The following is a 19,111-nucleotide window of genomic DNA, read 5'->3' as shown; positions in this document are numbered from 1 at the left end:
GACTATTGACCCTTGACTAAATAACTAATGTCAAAAGTTTACACTACCGAAGAGCTAATCCAAATTTTGGCAGCCGAACGCCAAGCTTGTCTAAAAGGAGAGCGTCTGAAGTTAGAAGTAACAGTCTCTGGCAATCCTGTAATAGACCAGTTTATCAGAACCGAGGGGTTCCAAAAGTTTACTGCCTATCAAGATTTTAAAGCGGCTATTCACAACTATCAAAGAGAACATCATGTTTCCGGTATTGTCTGGCGCGAAATGACAGTCAAAGGCAAAACTTTGCGCTATCCAGAAGTAGATACCGAATTAGTAGGGTTGACTAGTGATATCGCCATATTACAATCTGCCAAAGATGCGATATTGAAGTTTTGGTATGAAGTAACCAGTGATATGGATTTATATTTAAGTTTTAATAACAGTAAGCAATATCAACAAATTACTACAGATGATATCCAAAGAATTGCTCACAGAACTGAGTGGGCAAGTTTATGGAAGTGGGAAAATCCTAACTTTTTAGAGATGATTTTACAGCTAGGATGGGGTAATCCTGAAGAAGCCAGATATAAACGTGGTAGACCACATTCTGGTAGTGAATATATTCACGCAGTTAACCCAGGCAATTTACCTATTGGTTAAGTACAAGACCCCCGACTTCTTTAAGAAGTCGGGGGTCTAAAACTCTGGAATTTCAAGAAACTACTCACTAAACTTTTTTAAGATATAGGCGATCGCTACAGGTCGATACTGGTAAATTTAAAATTAACACCTATCCCTTCAACGCTTTTCTAAAATTGCGGCGATAGGATTGATTAGCGATAAATAAAACAGGCCATAACAAAGATAAAGCAACCCGATTGAGTAAGGATGGTGTAAAGTTAGTCCTGGTAAATCCCTTCCAAAACTTCCAACCTAAACCGACATAACCTACTAGCAAAACAAAGACGATTAATTTGCTCATTTTCAGGAACTCCATTCAGTACTGGCTGATTTTAAGTTAAGATTTATCAAAATCTCTCAACAATTATTAATTTATACTAACAAGCGAGAATTTAGTATTGATTTTCTGACCTGTTGAGGATGCGATCGCATCTTCTCTGATTCCAGTGTAAATTAACATCCAACATTGTTGCTATTTAACCAGGAAGCTAAATTATAAAAATAAAAAGAATATACTATTCTAGATTTTTATGTTCTTTTTTCTACTTTCTTGCTACCGCAACAGTATAGGAAACTGGCATAATAAATAAACTCGATTTTTAGAAACATTTCTTTATTTTTCTAGACAGGCTAATGTGTTGAGTAAATATGCTTAACACTTCGTAGATGTCTCTTGTGGAAGTTCCTAAACTCAGAACATCTATAAGACACTAAAAATAAAACCGAAATATTTTCATAGGTTTACAAGCAGTTAAGGCTGCAAATAATCTTAGGAGGATTTATGCGTGCAGTACTGATGGCAGGCGGTTCCGGAACAAGGCTTCGTCCTTTAACTTGTGATTTACCTAAACCAATGGTGCCGATTCTCAATCGACCCATTGCTGAACATATTATCAATCTGCTCAAAAGACATCAAATCACCGAAGTCATTGCCACATTACATTATTTACCCGATGTCTTGCGTGACTACTTTCAAGATGGTAGCGATTTTGGCGTACAAATGACCTACGCTGTGGAAGAAGATCAGCCGTTGGGGACTGCGGGCTGCGTGAAAAATATTGCCGAACTACTAGATGAAACTTTTTTAGTAATTAGTGGCGATAGCATCACAGATTTTGATTTAACAGCAGCAATTGAATTTCATAAACAAAAACAATCAAAAGCCACTTTGATTTTAACTAGGGTTCCTAACCCCATTGAATTTGGGGTCGTCATTACCGACGAAGAAGGTAAAATTAAACGATTTTTAGAAAAACCATCTACAAGCGAAATTTTTTCCGATACAGTCAACACCGGGACATACATTCTTGAACCCGAAGTTTTAGATTATTTACCAGCTAATACCGAAACAGATTTCTCTAAAGATTTGTTTCCATTACTTTTAGCCAAAAATGAGCCGATGTATGGCTATATCGCCCAAGGTTACTGGTGCGATGTCGGCCATTTAGATGCTTATCGGGAAGCACAATATGATGCTTTAGACCGGAAGGTAAAACTCGAATTTGCTTATGAAGAAGTTTCGCCTGGTGTTTGGGTAGGACAGAATACTTTTATCGATGCAACAGCCCATATTGAAACTCCTGCCATGATTGGCGATAATTGCCGCATTGGGGCGAGAGTTCAAATTGAAGCTGGAACAGTCATTGGTGATAACGTCACTCTTGGGGCTGATGCTAACCTGAAGCGTCCAATTGTGTGGAATGGGGCGTTTATTGGTGAAGAAGCCCAATTAAGTGCCTGTGTGATTTCCCGTGGTAGCCGTGTAGACCGTCGCGCCCATGTATTAGAAGCTGCGGTAGTGGGTTCGTTATCTACGGTGGGAGAAGAAGCGCAAATTAGTACTAGTGTGCGTGTTTGGCCGAGTAAGAAAATAGAGTCTGGTGCAATTTTAAACATCAACTTGATTTGGGGGAATACTGCCCAACGCAACTTGTTTGGTCAACGTGGCGTACAAGGTTTGGCAAATATCGACATTACCCCAGAATTTGCGGTGCGCTTAGGTTCGGCTTATGGTTCGATTTTAAAACCAGGTTCCAAAGTTACAGTATCGAGAGACCAACGGAACATTTCGCGGATGGTGACGCGATCGCTAATTGCCGGTTTAATGTCTGTAGGGGTTGATATTCAAAACCTTGATGCTACCGCTATCCCCATCGCCCGGACGGTTATTCCGATGATGTCGGTGGCTGGCGGTATCCATGTCAGAGTCCATCCCGATCGCCCCGACTACATCTTAATAGAATTCATGGATGGCAAAGGGATTAATATTTCCAAAGCCCAAGAAAAGAAAATTGAAGGGGCATATTTTAAAGAAGATATGCGTCGGGCGTTGATTCATGAAGTTGGCGATGTCGCTTATCCCAGTCAAGTTATTGACAGTTACTGCACCGCCTTTGAAAAACTTCTCCACGTTTCTACCCTCACCAACAGTCGTGCCAAAATCGTCATTGACTATGTTTATGCTGTCTCTGGGGCAGTTTTACCCCAAATGCTGGATAAATTCGGTGCGGATGCAGTGGTACTCAACGCCAGCTTAAATAAACACGCTGTTACTACGGCTGACCGCGAAGCCTTATTAACCCAGTTAGGTCATGTGGTGGAAGCCCTGAAAGCTAACTTTGGTGTGCAAGTCTCAGCCAATGGCGAACAGCTAATTTTAGTTGATGAATCAGGCTTTCCCATTCGTGGGGAAATGTTAACCGCCTTAATGGTGGATATGATATTGACATCTAATCCCAGAGGTACAGTAGTTGTCCCAGTTCACGCCTCTAGTGCGGTGGAACAAGTCGCCCGTCGCCATGATGGGAGAGTGATTCGGACGAAGGCTAACCCAACCGCTTTAATGGAAGCTTGCCAAAAAAATTCTAATGTAGTTCTGGGTGGTAGTGGTGATACTGGTTTTATTTTCCCGCAACTGCATCCGGGGTTTGATTCTATGTTCTGCATCGCCAAAATAATAGAAATGTTAACAATTCAAGAGCGATCGCTGGCTACTGCACGTTCCGAATTACCCCGCGTCATTCACAGAACCCAAACAATTCGCTGTCCTTGGACTGCTAAGGGTGCATTGATGCGCTACTTAGTAGAAACCCACCCAGCCCAAAACCTCGAACTCATCGATGGCGTGAAAATTGGTCAACCATTCGATGACAATTGGCTGTTAGTTTTACCCGATGCCAGTGAGCCATTAGTACATTTATACGCCAATAGTAGCGATCGCGATTGGGTAGACGACACCATCCGCAACTACCGCCACCGCGTCCAAACTTTTGTGGAAAGACAGCAAGAATATCACCCCGCAGAAGTTTGAAAATTTCTTTGCTTTGCAAGGGTAGATAGCAGACAAAAGATCCCCGACTTCTTAAAGAAGTCGGGGATCTGAAGCTCTATTTCATACTTTAGACTTCATACTTCAGATTTTTTCCCACTTTTTAGGAAGATGTCAGCATCAAGGGTAATCATCTAGCTTGAGGAAGTCAGGTAATTTAAGAACTACCCATGATTGATATTCAAGCTATTTCAATTCCCGACCCCCAAATTCCGACACCGCAACCAAACCCCCTACCAACGCCTGAACCAAAAATTCCTCAACCAGCGCCAGAACCCGTACCTGCACCCATTCCCCAACCAATACCGGGGCCTGTACCAGAAACTGTACCTGCACCAATTCCGCAAACTGTTCCTGGGCCAATTCCCCAAACCATACCTGAACCTGTTTGAATTATCTTAGTAGTTTGAGCCAAAATCTAAAATCTAAAATCCAAAATGCTAAGAGCCGGAATTGTCGGACTTCCCAACGTCGGAAAATCTACTTTGTTTAATGCCTTAGTAGCCAATGCTAAAGCGGAGGCTGCTAACTTTCCCTTCTGCACGATTGAACCGAATGTCGGCGTTGTCTCAGTACCGGATGAGCGGTTAAACGTGCTTTCGCAAATTGCTGGTTCGGTACAAATTATCCCAGCCCGTGTTGAGTTTGTGGATATTGCCGGTTTAGTCAAAGGTGCGAGTCAAGGTGAAGGGTTGGGGAACCAATTTTTATCCCACATTCGAGAAGTTGATGCGATCGTTCATGTGGTACGTTGTTTTGAGAATGATGATATTATCCACGTTGCTGGTTCTGTTGATCCAGCGCGGGATATTGAAATTATCAATTTAGAACTCGGTTTATCCGACTTAGCCCAAATTGAACGCCGCATTGAACGTACCCGCAAACAAGCCCGCACCAGCAAAGACGCTCAGTTTGAAATTACAGTTCTCGAAAAATTAGTAGCAGCCTTAAACGAAGGTAAATCTGTCCGTCAAGTCAGTTTAAATGAAGAAGAAGCAGCCATTATTCAAGGGCTAGGACTGCTCACCAGTAAACCGATTATTTACGCTGCCAATGTTTCAGAAGATGACTTAGCTACAGGTAATGAATTTGTCGAAAAAGTCCGACAAATTGCCTCACAAGAAAATGCTCAAGTCGTCATCGTTTCTGCTCAAGTAGAAGCAGAATTAGTGGAATTAGCTGAAGAAGACAAAGCAGATTTCTTAGAATCTTTAGGTGTGAAAGAAGGCGGGTTAAAATCTTTGATTCGCGCGACTTATACCTTGTTAGGTTTGCGGACTTATTTCACTAGCGGCCCCAAAGAAAGCCGTGCTTGGACAATTAACGCTGGTATGTCTGCACCCCAAGCCGCAGGTGTGATTCACTCTGATTTTGAACGTGGATTTATTCGCGCTGAAACTGTTGCGTATGATGATTTGGTAGCAAGTGGTTCGATGAAAAGTGCCAAAGAAAAAGGCTTAGTTAGAAGTGAAGGCAAAGAGTACATCGTACAAGAAGGAGATGTGATGTTATTCCTATTTAATGTGTAGGTTAATGAGGGTGTAAGGGTGAATGGGTGTAAGGGTATAAAAGACCTTCACCCTTATACCATTACATCCGCCAAAGTTTGCCTTAATTACTTCCGCCTACCATATACACATAGGAACCAAAATTTTCATCATCAGTACCCACAATTAATCCACCTGCAATACCGGGTACTAGTTCCATACCTTCAATTTTGTGATAATCACTGCGATGGAGTGGAACTAATTGTGAACTTTGCCGCCAAACTAATTTATTACCACTCCATCCCACGTAACCTGCAACATATACTGCTGATTGAAATGGGCCATCATCTCCTGCATCACTGGCTGAAGTGACATAGACAATTCCAGCAGAGTCTATTTTTAAATCAGAAATATGCCGCACATTTCCTAAAGGAAAGGGAACTGTAAAATTAGCAGAACCAAGAGTAGTTATTTGATATTTTTGTAAATCTAATTTTCCCCAATAAATAATTGCTGGTTGTTCTGCTTCACCACGATGCGCCCAAACAGCAACTAATTTGTTATCGATATCTTGCAGTGCAAAGGCTTCAAAGTTACTTTCTGGAGGAATATTTGAAAGACTAAATTCTTTAATTACAGAAATAGTTTTACTATTAGGCTGGAATTTTAAATGATAGGCTTTTCCTGAACTAGCAAAAGCAATAAAATCATTACTGTTTTTGGGAACAGAGGTTAAAGCTTCTAAATCTATTGGTAACGCTAGATTATTTTGCCAATTTAAAGGTAAATACTCAGGGGCATTTTTACTTTGAATCTTAATAGTTGCTAGGCGACCTTGATTTTTTTGTTTGTTATCATGGACAATCAAAAATTCTAGAGAATTATTTTGTTGTCCTAACAAAGCTATACCACTAATACCAAAGGGAATGCCACCACGTACAGGTTGCCATTCTTGCGCCCAGACTTGTTGGCATAAGATTAGCAATGCTCCCAAACATACTATATTGATGATTAACTTGAAAAATCTTGGCATATTGCTGGAACGAAATTATATTTACGTCGCTGAATATACGCAGTAATCAGCATCCGTCATAAAGAGTTTGTTAGTTGATGCTCAATCACATCTAATCCCGACGATCGCTCTTTTGTTTCATCAAAGATGTCATGTAGCGATCGCAACGTCAACGCCAATTAGCTAAGTAATATTTTTGAGTTTCGTCAAACTAGGCTTGTACTAGCTGATCTGTATCTTATTTCCCACTCCCTAAAGATTGTGTCATAATAAGCCGACGCATATTTTAGTCAGTCATCCACCGTGCAAGATACCGACGCTATTAATGACCTTGCTGCTGCCCTACAACAGCCTACTGATCTTAGTTTTGAACTACCAGACCCAGAAGATGAGCAAATTCCTGAGTCTGATTTTTTACAGCAGTTAGATATAGCTTGGCAAGTATGCGATCGCTTTGATCTGCAAACAGAAATTTGGCGGGGACGAATTTTAAGGGCTGTGCGCGACAGAGAAAAAAAAGGCGGCGATGGACGGGGTACTGGCTTTCTCAAATGGCTAAAAGAAAGAGAAATTAGCAAGAGCCAAGCTTATTCTTGGATTCAACTAGCCAACAGTGCCGATACCCTTTTAGAAGAAGGTAGGCTAGAACCAGCCGCAGTCAATAACTTTAGCAAACGCGCCTTTGTCGAAACGGCGAAATCTGCCCCAGAAGTACAGCAAATGGTGAGTGAAGCCGCCCAAAAAGGCGATCGCATCACCCGGCGCGAAGTCCGCCAACTCACCGATGAATGGATGGCGATGTCTTCCGATTTAATCCCGGAACCAGTCAAGGTAAAAGCCGCAGATAATTCCTTACCACCCCGCTACATTGCGCCATTGGTAAAGGAAATGGAAAAGTTACCAGAACAGCACCAAAAATTTATTCAAAAAGAAATTATTGCCAACCCTGACGTAGACACCATCAAGCAAGTAACTACAGAAGCGCGTCAGTTAGCCAAATATCTCAAATCTGCGGCACAAGTCCAAGCACTAGTTAAAGAAGATGTAGACATAGAAACCGCCTTAGAAGAAGCGCACAGAGTCGGCTGTTTAAGCGTTGCAGCTGATTTAGTCAATCAAGCATCGCAAATGGAACAAATGATTGGCAAGTTATACATGACATGGAAACGCATCAGCAGTTTAGCCGATAGATTGTATGTCGATACAGGTGCAAGTACGCCAAACCTGCGCTCTCTTCTCAGTTCCATTGAACCCCTCGGTACAGAAATTATGGAACTGCAACTGAGTGGAACAACTGATCACACTATCCGCCTACAAATTCAAGAAACAAATTGAAAATAATAGTATTATGGACACTTAATTAAATGAGTATGTGTCACAAATCAGTTACAAATGTATGATTCATACTAACTAAGAGGATGTTTTAAAACATCCTCTTAAGTGCAATCAAGAATTACAATTCCCATATTATTTTGAGCAGCATTAATATAGTAAGCAACAAATTCGTTGATAAAATATTCAGAGAAATCTTCAATGTTCTCTACAGACTGTTCCAAGTTCCTAAAGTTTGGTTGTAACTTCTCCAAACTACCAATTATTTTACGACGTTCTGCACTAGCGAATAGATTTAAAGCATCCCAACGTGATGCTAAATCTTCTTGAGCAATTTTAGACAAAGCTTGAGCAACTTCCTGAACCTGTTCAACTGTTAAACAAGTTGCTATCAGTCCATGAGAACGTAATGATTTTAAACATCTTCCGCCAGCTAAAGCATCAACCAACAAAACATTTTCATAGTTCGGTATTGATATTTCTTGGACTAATAATTTAGAATCACTGAACCATGCTGCTGATATGTCAGTTGAACCAGTCAGCAGAAAATATAATACCTCTGGAAAACCGTTATTAACTTCAAAAGAATCATCAGTTCCTCCATCATAATTCTCAGCCCATTGAATTAAGAATGATTCAATGTCATGGAGTGTATTGTAATTAACTTTTAACAGTCTCAGTTCAATAGACATACAAATCATCAATTATTCCAGGATTGTATTTCAGCCACAGACTCCGAAATTGTTGATCATCCCATTCTAGTTGTCCCATGAGTATTAAGTAATGAGTAATAAGTAAAGTTATGACTCATTACTCATTACTTCCCTCAATATACAAGGTTGAATTGCGCTGTGCTTCACCCAACCTACATTTATAAATACTTTTGTAACAATAGATGTAATTTTTCTTTGGTGGCTGTTGGTGCTTTATCTAACTGAGTCAAAATTGCATATTTCAAGGCTGAGTGTGCGTCGCTGGGTGGGGGATTTTTACTCAAACGGCGGACAGTTTCTTGTATTACTTTTTGGGCGTTGACGGCGTTGCGTTGCAAGTTACCAATTACCATCTCGACTGTGACGCTATCATGATCTGGATGCCAACAATCGTAATCGGTGACTAGTGCTAAGGTTGCGTAGGCAATTTCGGCTTCTCTGGCTAATTTGGCTTCGGGTAAGTTGGTCATCCCAATTACTGTTGCGCCCCAACTGCGGTACAGGTTAGATTCGGCTTTGGTGGAAAATGCTGGCCCTTCCATACAGATATATGTGCCGCCGCGATGTAGGGTAACATCTGGTAAATTGAGAGATGCGATCGCCTCTGCTAAAACTCCAGCTAAATTGTGACAAATCGGATCACCAAAGGCAATATGCGCCACAATTCCTTCCCCAAAAAAGGTGGAAATGCGATTTTTTGTGCGATCGATAAACTGGTCTGGTATTACCATATCTAATGGTTTGGCTTCGGCTTTTAAAGAACCCACCGCACTAGCCGAAATTAAATACTCTACACCCAATTTTTTCATTGCATAGATGTTGGCACGAAAAGGTAATTCGGAAGGTAATAAGGTATGATTGCGCCCATGACGTGCCAAAAAAGCTACCTGCGTTCCTTCTAGTGTTCCTACAATTACAGCATCGGAAGGGGAACCGAAGGGGGTTTCGATTTGCACTTCTTCGACATTCTGCAAGGCGGCCATTTTATATAGTCCACTACCGCCAATAATGCCAATCTTAGGGTTAACCATATTTTTTGATACCTGTTGCTGATCTGCCTAGTTATTTTACACAGGTGTAGGACTGAGGCTGAAAAAAATTAGTTTAGTGAAGATGTGTATAATTTTACGTTTACAGGACTTACGCAAAAGTATGAAGAAACGTAGACGCGCAAGCGGCTTCCCGCAGGGTACCGCAAAGGACGCAAAGGACACGAAGTTATAAGAGTTGGAGAGAGTGTTTGCGTAAGTCCTAGTTTATTCAACATCAGCAAAGTATATTTATACGATCGCACCCGCACCTCATCTACTAATCTAACTGTTCGCTTTTGATACTCTCATAAATACTGGATAGTAATTTCTCAAACACAACTGCTTTAAACTCTTCACTATTCATCACTTGCATGAAGATTTTTTCGTTACCATCCATGCGTTCGATAAATAGATTTTCCAGATGCTTGTCTAGAACCGGGGCAAAGTTTTCTTTTGTATTGACTTGAGCCGCTTGTTTAATGGAATCATTAGCGATCGCAGTTTCGGTAATCTGCTCAAAAAATAGCTGGTCTGCTACAGTAAAGTTAGTACCAAAGCGTTCGTTAAGGGTGTCAATTAGCTGGGATAGCGGGACTTCTTTATCTGGCTGACGAGTTCCGACGGCGATCGCACCGCGTAATGGTTCGGCTTGTCCTGCGGTTAAATCTATTTTCCCTTCGCTGATTTTTTCCAGGCGATAAAATTTAAGTTCAATATCCCCAGATAAATCTATTTTAGGAGCTTGGAGACTGCGGGGTAATTTCTTGAGGAGAAATCGCCCGTAAGCATAAAGCTTTTCTAGTTCAGAATCTTGATAAGGAATAATTTGAGCAAGGAATAGGTAGAGATTGCGGAAGCTGCTAAGTTGTGTTTTAAATAGTTCTTTCTCTGCGTCTGGGAGAGCTTTATAATTTTCAATAATTGGGTCTAGTAATGTATTTAATTTTTTGTGTTCGCTTCCGGTAAGAGAAGTTTTCGGACGAAACCAAATTTCACACCACTGGTTTACATCGTCGTGGCTAAAAAGTTGCCATTCGTAAAGCTGGTAAGACAAATCATTTAATTGTTGCGGGTCGGCGCTTTCGCCAACGGGAGTTTCTTCGTAGTAGGGTTTAAAAGCTTTGTAGATATCATCGGGTTTGTTGACAAAATCTAAGACGAAAGTATCTTCTTTCCCTGTAGTGGTACGGTTGAGGCGAGATAAAGTCTGGACAGCTTGCACGCCATCAAGTCGTTTATCCACAAACATTGTATGCAGCAAAGGCTGGTCAAATCCGGTTTGAAATTTGTTAGCGACAAGCAGCACTTGATAAGCATCACTAGCAAATTTATCAGGAATTTCTGAAGTTTTGATGCCACCATTCATGTTGACTTCAGTAAATGTTTGTCCAGGTAATTCATCAAGGATAATAGAACCGGAGAAAGCCACAAGGGATTTAATATCGCTATAGCCTTTGTCTTGAATATATCTATCAAAAGCCCGTTTATATTTAACCGCTTGTTCGCGGGAACTGGTGACAACCATTGCTTTCGCCCTACCGCCAATTTTATGGCGGGTATGGTTGCGGAAATGTTCAATGATAATTTCTACTTTTTGAGCGATATTGTGGGGATGAAGTTCAACAAATCGGGCAACAGCCTTTGCTGCTTGGCGACGTGGTAAATTAGGGTCATCCTGTGCAGTGTGGACAAGTTCGTAATAGCGATCGTAGCAGGTGTAATTCGCTAAAACGTCCTTAATATAGCCTTCCTCAATCGCTTGGCGCATGGTGTAGAGATGAAAGGGAACTTGGCCGTTTTCCCCTGGTTCGTCGAAGACAAGTTGGGTTTTGTGTTTGGGAGTGGCGGTAAAAGCGAAGTAACTGAGGTTGGGTTGCTTGGTGCGGGTGAGTTGTTCTTTAAGGAGTTGTTGTTTGGCTGCATCGCTGAGATCATCTTCCTCTAATTCATCTTCCAGCAATTGGGCGGCGATCGCAGATTCAATACCATCTTTATTTAAAATTTTGCGGAGTTCGGCGGCGGTTTCTCCGGTTTGGGAACCATGCGCCTCATCAACGATGACCGCAAAGCGTTTATTTTTAGTAGTAATGTCTATGGTTTTACCTTTTTTCGCTAAAGTCTCAATGGCTTTAGTAATGAAAGGAAATTTCTGAATTGTCGAAATAATAATCGGTACACCGTCGCTGAGGGCTGTGGCGAGTTGTTGGGTGTTTTCGTCAATTTTCTGGACAACTCCGGCTTTATGCTCAAATTGATAGATAGTGTTTTGCAGTTGTTGATCTAATACGGTGCGATCCGTGATGACGACAACAGTATGAAAGATTTTTTCGTCTTGGTTGTCGTGGAGGTTAGCGAGGCGATGGGCTAACCAAGCGATAGAATTTGATTTTCCTGAACCTGCTGAATGTTGAATTAAATAATTATGCCCAGCTTTATTTTGTTTGGCGTGGGTGATGAGTTTACGCACTACATCAAGTTGATGGTAGCGGGGGAAAATAAGGGTTTCTTTTTTCTGGTAATTAACCCCAGTGGCGGTAGGAATTTTAGTTTCTTTGATTTCGATATGTAAAAACCGGGCTAAGATATCCAAAAGGCTATCTTTTTGTAAAACTTCTAACCAAAAATAACTAGTGCGATACTCTTCATTATCCCCAGGGGGATTACCCGCACCGTGATGATTACCTTTATTTAAGGGTAAAAAATAAGTACTTTCCCCAGCCAACTTAGTAGTCATCCAAACTTCTTCTGTATCTACAGCGAAATGAACTAAGCACCGTTGTTTAAACGCAAATAGCGGGTCTTTGGGGTCTCTCTCCGTTCTATATTGATGAATAGCATTTTGGTAAGTTGTCCCGGTGAAGGGGTTTTTCAGTTCGATAGTTGCAATAGGTAAACCGTTGATGCTGAGGAGAATATCGGGAATGCGTCCGGTTTTGATAGTAACTTGGCGGGTGATGGTGAGGCGATTTTTTTCATAAAGTGCCAAGGTTTCCGGGTTCATCCCTGTGTTGGGCTGGAAGTAAGCAACTCGCAGGGTTTTACCATAGCATTTGAAGCCATTTCGCAGAACATCCAGCATTCCTCGGCTTTTGAGTTCTTTGGTGAGGCTATCTATAATAATTTTCTCAGCATCACTGGTGCTGGCTAGGCGTTCCCATTGTTTAGGTTGGGTGGTTTGGATAAAGTTGATGATTTCGCTGGGGAAAAGGGCTGTATCTGCGTCGTATTCGTTTGCTTTACCTTGGTGATAGCCACTAATTTGCAGGAGTTCTCGTTCAATAATGTCCTCAAATTTATCTTCCGTGTGCATGAGGTATGAAGTATAAACATAATCAAGTATAAGCATAAACTCAGAGCGAAAACTCTGCGTTTAAAAGTATATGTAGTATATATATGTAGTGGCGTGGCAAGGCTAAAATAGAGCATAAAAATGACTCTTGTGGTGTGGGCATCCTGCCCGCACCGGACGGGCTAGAAGCCCATCCCACAAGAAATTTATAATGCAACATTTAAGGCTTGTCACGCCACTACAATAATTTTATTTTTTCTTGATAAATAACCTCTTAGTTTATGATTCAATAAATATTTCATCAATTTTGTTGGTCTAACCAATTTATCAAATCTTCTACAGATTGGAAATCAAAAATTGCATCTGCTAGGTTTTCTATTTGCTCTACAGATAAAGAATCAATCCGGCTTTCTAAGCTAGAATCAATATTATTAAAGCGTCGTTTTAGTTGTCTTTTAACAATTTTTTGTTCCCCTTGTTCAATTCCCCTTTCAATTCCCCTTTCAATTCCTCTTTCAATTCCCTTTTCCATCCAACTGGTGACAATTTCCATGATTCCTTCCTCTTCTACTAAGTTAGCTTGTTTTAATTCGGTATCAAGTGCTTGTTCTTCTGTAGCGTTTAATCGGAGATAGGTGTCAATAAAGCCGGAAATTAGTTCCATTTTAGCAGGGTTTAACTGCAAGGTTACTAACATCCTTAAGCATTCTAGTTTAACTCGGACTCTTTCTTCTGGTTTAAAGTCCATTTTTGCCATTAATGCAGCCGCAACGGGGTTTGGCTGGTTTAAAAAGTTGCGCCAGTTGAGGTTATTTAGTTGAATAGCGATGTAATTAAATTCCAGGATTTTTCTGTTAGGAAAGTTAACTGTATATTGACTTTTTTCTGGGCGTTTGGGTTCGTCGTAGGAAAAGATAACTATGGGGAAGATTGGTAATAAATATTTGGCATCTAAACGAGCGAAGTAATGAAACATCCGCCGTTCAAATTCTTTTTGATTATATGCTTGATTTTCGAGATGAATTAGAAAATATGTATCTTGTTTTCTAAATTTGACTTGGGCTAATAAGTCGATTTTTCTTTTGTCTCCAGAGGTGACATCTGTAAAGATTTCTTCTGGTAAAAATATGAGGCTGTCTTTATTTACGTAGTCTAATACTTCTGGTAGAAATAGTTCTATAAATTCCCAAAAGAAGGTTTGAATTAATTCTTTAAATAATCTATCGTGGTCTATCATTGATGGTGTTTGAAGATAACAAGTATAAATAATGCGATGTGAACTGATTTTTATAACCCCTCTCCAAACCTCTCCCCGAAACGGAGATAGGCTTTGAATTTTGCTCCCCTTCCCTTGTAGGGAAGGGGTTGGGGGTTAGGTCTAAGATACAATTGCACACGGCGTTATTAATAACTAATTTTTACAACTCAATATCATCTAAGAGGACGTTTGAAAAGTCCTCTCGTTAGTAGCAAAACACTTTAGATCCCCCTAAATCCCCCTTCAAAAGGGGGACTTTGATTCTTGTTCCCCCCTTTTTTAAGGGGGGTTAGGGGGGATCAGAATGTACTTAAAGTCACAGCCAAAAACTTTTCAAACATCCTCTAAGGGTAATAATCCTTCATCTACATCGGGAAACTCTTCATCCAATGGTTCAAGGGTAGAAAAGGTTTCTAAAAGGGATTTTTTCTTTATGGGGGATATGATGGCTAAGGGAACACCATTTTGGATGATGGTGAGGGGTTCGCCTGTTTTTTGCGCTTGGTTAATTAGGTTTTGGACGGTTTCGGGAAGTTCTGCAAGGGTGATTTGTGTCATGGTGGTTTCTGGGGTTAGGGGATGGGGACTTGGCGCACGTCTATTTTACCTGTGACGGCGTTGGTAATGAGGGCAGTGCGATATTCTTTTAATAGTTCAATGGCTTGTTGAATCTTGGCTTTTTGTTGCTTTATTTCGGCTGTTTTATGATCTAAGTAAGTGACTATTGCTTGTTGCTCTTTTTTGGGTGGTCTTGGTAGTCTATATAGCTTTAATTTCTCCACGGTCAAATGGGTAATTGTATTGGGATTTCCTTCAGCAACAAAAACACCAAGCTTGACTAAATAATAGAATGTATAGAATAAAAACCTAGGAATTTCTTCTGTTCCAATCACCCTAAGACGATGTATTGCTTTTTGAAAGCCTAAAATGCCATCAACACCTTGAACAATAGCTGACCTTCCTGACTCTCCTCCCTCACATACCAATAAGTCACCATTTTTTACTAAGTACCTTTCATACTCGTTCGGATTAATATCCATTTCTGGCAAGTCATTTTGATTAATAAAATCCCATTGCACATCAACATTTCTTAAATATTTAACTAGATAATCTCCTGATATTCTTCGTTGATCTAGCATTTTTCCTAGTTCAATTAGATATCTTAGTCGCAATAATATTAAACTCCAATGCTCAGGAATTTCACCTAGCCACTCAACCCCAGAATCTTTCATCGGGACGGTTGGATCTAGTCCTTTGGTGACAGCGTGACTGATGAGGGCGGTGCGTTTTTCGTCGAGTTTTGCAATGAGGGCTTCTTTCTTGGCGATGAGGTCGTCTATTTGTTTGGTTTTATAGTCGAGAAAGCGGGCGATCGCCTTCTGCTCATCCGGTGGCGGATAAATAACTTTTAAATTGTTAAGTTCGTTTAGATTAAAAGTGTTATTTACACCTGCTTTTGAAACCATAAAAAATCCAGTTATTCTCAATCCATTTAACATATATTGAAAATATTTGGAATCAGATTCGATAGCATTAAATCTAAGTCTTAATAGGAATGAAACATGAGTCCATTCCCCATCTAAATCAAAATAAGCTGTTTTTCCTAAATGTGATGAACTTCCATTTCTCCAATTAAATAAGAGGTCGCCTTTTTGCAATAAAACTTTTTCCTTTTCTTGTTCGTTTAATTCACAAAATCCAAAATCATCAATTATTAAAACTCCATCTTGAGTGACATTAGGTAATGAAAGTAGGTTTACACCATCTGTTAAACCCTTATCAATTTCTCCGCCAACACCATAAGAAACATTCGCCACTCTTTTAATATGACAAACTTCCCAATGCTCAGGAATCTCCCCCAACCACTCAACCCCAGAATCTTTATACTTTCCATAACCCTGATACTTACCCATTACATAACTTCCCAATCTTCAATCTGTAACCCGTTAACTCTGCTAAATTCCCTAACATTATGAGTAACTAAAATTAAATTATTCGCCAAAGCAATAGAAGCTATTTGTAAATCATTTAAACTAATTGGAGTTCCTTTATTGGCTAAATCTGCCCGAACAGTGCCATAAATTTCCGCACAATGATCATCAAATGGTAGAGATACAAACTGCTGCAAAAATGATTTTTGAACTTTTAAATTTTTTTGAGTATTGTTACTCCTCAAAGAGCCATAAAATAACTCAGCTTTCACCACAGAACAGACTGCAATTTTATTAATCTCTAAAGTATCTATGTGATTTTTGATACTAGACGATCTACCATTCAAATACCTAATACAAACATTCGTATCTATTAAATAGATCGCAGCATTTTTATTCATCAAAATCTCCAGTCAAATCATCCATATCATCAGAAATCCCTAGATCGTCATCTACCAAATCAAGATCAGGACAAGCACCATATAAATTAAGTATGCCTCCAGAATGAAGCATATTATTTTGTCTTAAAAAATCATTCAATTCCGCATCAGAAAAGAAATTGAGCATATCTTTTAATTCATCAAAATCAATCAAGCCTTCTCGGAAAGCATCTAATACAAGGCTTGCAATTATCTTTTGTTGTAAATTACCCAATTGCTCTTGTATCTTCTCTGTTAATTTATCTGGTAAATTAATTGTGATTTGCATAATTTGTAAATCTCCTAAGCCTACATTTTTATTTTATCCTTAAACCACTACTAGGCTCAGATCCCCGACTTCTTTAAGAAGTCGGGGATCTTTTGATTCTTAAACCACTTCCCCCAACATCGCCATAATATCCGCTTCTAAAGACTTAATATCACTCTCAATTTCATCCAAAGGACGAGGCGGCTGATATACATAAAAATGACGATTTAACGGAATCTCATACCCTACCTTAGTCTTATCAAAATCAATCCAAGCATCCGGTACATGGGGCAATATTTCCGCTTTCAAATATGCCTCACAATGCTCCTTTACCAACTTAACCAATTCATTTACACTTGCATCCTTGTCATACCCCAACGGTAACGGCAAGGTAATATCATCCGGTAAAGCTACAATTTCCGTATCTCGTAAATTACTATCCGGTTCAGGATTCCCCTTCGCATCAAAGCAGATTTCCGCTTCTGTATCTGTCTCTCCCAAAGCTGCTAAAATCGCCTTTTTGACAGGAGCTTTTAAACTTAACCCTGCATTTTTTAACACCCGATTTAGGTCTTTTTCAAACTCACTACGCGACAGATAAAGTTTACCCCCATCCAATTTCTGCAACGCATCGATAATTTGAGTTTGCAGATTTTCACCCATCTCAATTTCTAACTGTTGTACCTTCGCATCTTTACGCTTCTTACTCGTTGCTAAATCCTGAAATGCTTTTTGTTCAGATAACCTAGCCAAACGTTCCTCACTCGCCTGAAAGTTTAACCGCAACGGACGTTCTACCGTAATTTTAAGAAATCCAAACTTATGATTATCAAAAATCTTCGAGCAAACCCGCTTTTCTATCTGTCCGTCTGACTCTACTTCACTAATATCATTATGCTCAAAATCCCCATACAACCGCACCAGTTCCGCAATATGTTCTGGGGATAATTCATTGCGCTTATTACCCAAACTCTTTTTCATTTTCTGGAAATGGCGCGTACCATCAATTAACTGCACCTTTCCCCGACGATGAGCAGCTTTTTTATTTGTTACCAACCAAATATAAGTAAAAATTCCGGTATTATAAAACATCTGATCGGGTAGCGCCACCACTGCATCTAACCAGTCGTTTTCAATAATCCAACGGCGAATATTACTTTCTCCACTCCCCGCATCCCCGGTAAATAAAGGCGAACCATTAAACACAATGGCAATCCGCGAACCATCGCCCCCTACTTCTGGCGATAAGTGCATTTTCGATATCATGTGTTGTAAAAACAACAATGAGCCATCATTAATGCGCGGTAAACCAGCCCCAAAACGCCCATTAAACCCTAAATTTTCATACTCATCTTTAACAAAATCTTCTTCTGGTTTCCATTCCACCCCAAAAGGCGGATTAGCAAACATATAGTGAAACTGTTTATCAGGATGACCATCATAAGGTAAAAAATTATTACTTTTGGTTTTGGCGTTTTTTACTCCCAAGGTATCGCCATAAACAAGATTGTTAATCGGCTCATCTTTAATCAGTAAATCAGAACAGCAAATCGCATAAGATTCAGGATTATATTCTTGCCCAAATAACCCTAAATTCGCTGCTGAATTTTGCTTTTTAATATATTCCTCTGCCACAGATAACATTCCCCCTGTTCCGGCTGTGGGGTCGTAAACTGTGCGATAAATCCCTTGTTTAAAGATATCTTGTTCGTCACAAAAAACCAGATTCACCATCAGCCGAATGACTTCACGGGGGGTAAAGTGGTCTCCGGCTTCTTCGTTGGCTTGTTCGTTAAATTTCCTGACTAATTCTTCAAATAGATAACCCATTTGTAAATTAGAAAGTTTCGCCGGTGATAAATCAATATCAGGCTTACAAAACTCTTTAATAATTAGATATAGCCGATTACTCTCATCGAGCTTTTGAATTTCACTATCAAAATCAAATTTCTCGAAAATATCCCTAGCTCTGGGTGAGAAACTGTTAATATAAGCCCTTAAATTACTAGCAATGCCATCAGGATCGCCTAATAATTTTTGAAAGGTAAACTCACTGAGATTATACAACGGTTGTTGACGATCGCCCCCAATGGCAACTTTTGCGATCGCCTTCTCAAAAGCCTCACCCTCCAAACCCATCGCCGCATATTTCGCCTTAGCCTCTAACACCGCTTGCTTCGTCGGTTCCAAAACCGCATCCAACCGCCGCAACACAATCAAAGGTAACATCACCCGGCGGTACTGGGGTGGACGATAAGGGCCACGCAGTTTGTCTGCAATACTCCAAATAAAACCAACTAACTCTTGATTAGTAGAACTTTCTATACTTGCAATCATAGATATTTTACGGGATAAAGTTAAGCACCTAGTCCCAAGCATGGAAGTC

At 40.1% G+C, this 19,111-nt stretch carries 16 protein-coding genes; 5 read left to right on the top strand and 11 right to left on the bottom strand.

The window, feature by feature from the left end; all coding sequences use genetic code 11:
- Window positions 1-27: 27 nt before the first annotated feature.
- The gene (locus H6G75_RS04490) at window positions 28-636 is read left to right on the top strand and encodes a hypothetical protein (protein ID WP_190978768.1); all 609 of its coding nucleotides are present in this window, start codon (window positions 28-30) and stop codon (window positions 634-636) included.
- A 130-nt stretch (window positions 637-766) separates the two neighbouring features.
- Here the strand turns inward: H6G75_RS04490 and H6G75_RS04485 are convergent, their stop codons facing one another.
- On the bottom strand, window positions 767-958 hold the full coding sequence (locus H6G75_RS04485; protein ID WP_190978767.1) for a hypothetical protein: 192 nt from the start codon (window positions 956-958) through the stop codon (window positions 767-769).
- Window positions 959-1,438: 480 nt separating this feature from the next.
- Between H6G75_RS04485 and H6G75_RS04480 the strand changes: the two genes are divergently transcribed.
- The 3 genes from H6G75_RS04480 to ychF all read left to right on the top strand — a co-directional run bounded on the left by H6G75_RS04480 (window position 1,439) and on the right by ychF (window position 5,514).
- On the top strand, window positions 1,439-3,967 hold the full coding sequence (locus H6G75_RS04480; protein WP_190978766.1) for a mannose-1-phosphate guanyltransferase: 2,529 nt from the start codon (window positions 1,439-1,441) through the stop codon (window positions 3,965-3,967).
- Window positions 3,968-4,155: 188 nt separating this feature from the next.
- The gene (locus H6G75_RS04475) at window positions 4,156-4,377 is read left to right on the top strand and encodes a hypothetical protein (RefSeq protein ID WP_190978765.1); all 222 of its coding nucleotides are present in this window, start codon (window positions 4,156-4,158) and stop codon (window positions 4,375-4,377) included.
- Between the two features lie 45 nt (window positions 4,378-4,422).
- Window positions 4,423-5,514, top strand: coding sequence for a redox-regulated ATPase YchF (ychF, locus tag H6G75_RS04470; RefSeq protein ID WP_190978764.1), 1,092 nt, complete (start codon window positions 4,423-4,425; stop codon window positions 5,512-5,514).
- An 82-nt stretch (window positions 5,515-5,596) separates the two neighbouring features.
- Here ychF and H6G75_RS04465 read toward each other — a convergent pair whose 3' ends face one another.
- Window positions 5,597-6,505 (bottom strand): hypothetical protein, encoded by a 909-nt coding sequence (locus tag H6G75_RS04465; protein WP_190978763.1) that lies wholly within the window; start codon window positions 6,503-6,505, stop codon window positions 5,597-5,599.
- A 282-nt stretch (window positions 6,506-6,787) separates the two neighbouring features.
- Between H6G75_RS04465 and H6G75_RS04460 the strand changes: the two genes are divergently transcribed.
- Window positions 6,788-7,819 carry a hypothetical protein gene (locus H6G75_RS04460; RefSeq protein ID WP_190978762.1) on the top strand — a complete coding sequence of 344 codons (1,032 nt, stop codon included), beginning with the start codon at window positions 6,788-6,790 and terminating at the stop codon, window positions 7,817-7,819.
- Window positions 7,820-7,920: 101 nt separating this feature from the next.
- Here the strand turns inward: H6G75_RS04460 and H6G75_RS04455 are convergent, their stop codons facing one another.
- The 9 genes from H6G75_RS04455 to H6G75_RS04415 all read right to left on the bottom strand — a co-directional run bounded on the left by H6G75_RS04455 (window position 7,921) and on the right by H6G75_RS04415 (window position 19,062).
- Entirely contained in the window at window positions 7,921-8,508 is a 588-nt protein-coding gene (locus tag H6G75_RS04455) for a DUF1877 family protein (protein WP_190978761.1), read from the bottom strand.
- Window positions 8,509-8,687: 179 nt separating this feature from the next.
- Window positions 8,688-9,560, bottom strand: a complete 873-nt coding sequence (locus H6G75_RS04450) for an S-methyl-5'-thioadenosine phosphorylase (protein ID WP_190978760.1) — start codon at window positions 9,558-9,560, stop codon at window positions 8,688-8,690.
- A 277-nt stretch (window positions 9,561-9,837) separates the two neighbouring features.
- Window positions 9,838-12,906, bottom strand: a complete 3,069-nt coding sequence (locus H6G75_RS04445; RefSeq protein ID WP_242051454.1) for a type I restriction endonuclease subunit R — start codon at window positions 12,904-12,906, stop codon at window positions 9,838-9,840.
- A gap of 244 nt (window positions 12,907-13,150) precedes the next feature.
- Window positions 13,151-14,086: a DUF4351 domain-containing protein gene (locus tag H6G75_RS04440; RefSeq protein WP_190978759.1), complete on the bottom strand. Its 936-nt coding sequence runs from the start codon at window positions 14,084-14,086 to the stop codon at window positions 13,151-13,153.
- A gap of 354 nt (window positions 14,087-14,440) precedes the next feature.
- Entirely contained in the window at window positions 14,441-14,665 is a 225-nt protein-coding gene (locus H6G75_RS04435; protein ID WP_190978758.1) for a type II toxin-antitoxin system Phd/YefM family antitoxin, read from the bottom strand.
- A gap of 14 nt (window positions 14,666-14,679) precedes the next feature.
- The gene (locus tag H6G75_RS04430) at window positions 14,680-16,035 is read right to left on the bottom strand and encodes a restriction endonuclease subunit S (protein ID WP_190978757.1); all 1,356 of its coding nucleotides are present in this window, start codon (window positions 16,033-16,035) and stop codon (window positions 14,680-14,682) included.
- Window positions 16,020-16,439 (bottom strand): type II toxin-antitoxin system VapC family toxin, encoded by a 420-nt coding sequence (locus H6G75_RS04425; RefSeq protein ID WP_190978756.1) that lies wholly within the window; start codon window positions 16,437-16,439, stop codon window positions 16,020-16,022. Before H6G75_RS04425 ends, H6G75_RS04430 begins: the two co-directional genes overlap by 16 nt.
- Window positions 16,432-16,746 carry a hypothetical protein gene (locus tag H6G75_RS04420; RefSeq protein WP_190978755.1) on the bottom strand — a complete coding sequence of 105 codons (315 nt, stop codon included), beginning with the start codon at window positions 16,744-16,746 and terminating at the stop codon, window positions 16,432-16,434. The genes H6G75_RS04425 and H6G75_RS04420 overlap by 8 nt, the downstream gene beginning before the upstream one ends.
- A gap of 99 nt (window positions 16,747-16,845) precedes the next feature.
- The gene (locus H6G75_RS04415; protein WP_190978754.1) at window positions 16,846-19,062 is read right to left on the bottom strand and encodes a class I SAM-dependent DNA methyltransferase; all 2,217 of its coding nucleotides are present in this window, start codon (window positions 19,060-19,062) and stop codon (window positions 16,846-16,848) included.
- Window positions 19,063-19,111 lie beyond the last annotated feature (49 nt).

The organism is Nostoc sp. FACHB-280 (genome assembly GCF_014697615.1).
Taxonomy (GTDB): Bacteria; Cyanobacteriota; Cyanobacteriia; order Cyanobacteriales; family Nostocaceae; genus Nostoc_B.
This window is presented reverse-complemented; position numbering and strand designations above follow the sequence as displayed.

Excerpts from the sequence above, each read along its gene's own strand:
- ychF (WP_190978764.1), top strand. The coding sequence starts at position 4,423 with ATGCTAAGAGCCGGAATTGTCGGACTTCCCAACGTCGGAAAATCTACT.
- H6G75_RS04415 (WP_190978754.1), bottom strand. The coding sequence starts at position 19,062 with ATGATTGCAAGTATAGAAAGTTCTACTAATCAAGAGTTAGTTGGTTTT.
- H6G75_RS04480 (WP_190978766.1), top strand. The coding sequence starts at position 1,439 with ATGCGTGCAGTACTGATGGCAGGCGGTTCCGGAACAAGGCTTCGTCCT.
- H6G75_RS04475 (WP_190978765.1), top strand. The coding sequence starts at position 4,156 with ATGATTGATATTCAAGCTATTTCAATTCCCGACCCCCAAATTCCGACA.
- H6G75_RS04435 (WP_190978758.1), bottom strand. The coding sequence starts at position 14,665 with ATGACACAAATCACCCTTGCAGAACTTCCCGAAACCGTCCAAAACCTA.
- H6G75_RS04440 (WP_190978759.1), bottom strand. The coding sequence starts at position 14,086 with ATGATAGACCACGATAGATTATTTAAAGAATTAATTCAAACCTTCTTT.
- H6G75_RS04420 (WP_190978755.1), bottom strand. The coding sequence starts at position 16,746 with ATGCAAATCACAATTAATTTACCAGATAAATTAACAGAGAAGATACAA.
- H6G75_RS04485 (WP_190978767.1), bottom strand. The coding sequence starts at position 958 with ATGAGCAAATTAATCGTCTTTGTTTTGCTAGTAGGTTATGTCGGTTTA.
- H6G75_RS04425 (WP_190978756.1), bottom strand. The coding sequence starts at position 16,439 with ATGAATAAAAATGCTGCGATCTATTTAATAGATACGAATGTTTGTATT.
- H6G75_RS04445 (WP_242051454.1), bottom strand. The coding sequence starts at position 12,906 with ATGCTTATACTTGATTATGTTTATACTTCATACCTCATGCACACGGAA.
- H6G75_RS04465 (WP_190978763.1), bottom strand. The coding sequence starts at position 6,505 with ATGCCAAGATTTTTCAAGTTAATCATCAATATAGTATGTTTGGGAGCA.
- H6G75_RS04455 (WP_190978761.1), bottom strand. The coding sequence starts at position 8,508 with ATGTCTATTGAACTGAGACTGTTAAAAGTTAATTACAATACACTCCAT.
- H6G75_RS04490 (WP_190978768.1), top strand. The coding sequence starts at position 28 with ATGTCAAAAGTTTACACTACCGAAGAGCTAATCCAAATTTTGGCAGCC.
- H6G75_RS04450 (WP_190978760.1), bottom strand. The coding sequence starts at position 9,560 with ATGGTTAACCCTAAGATTGGCATTATTGGCGGTAGTGGACTATATAAA.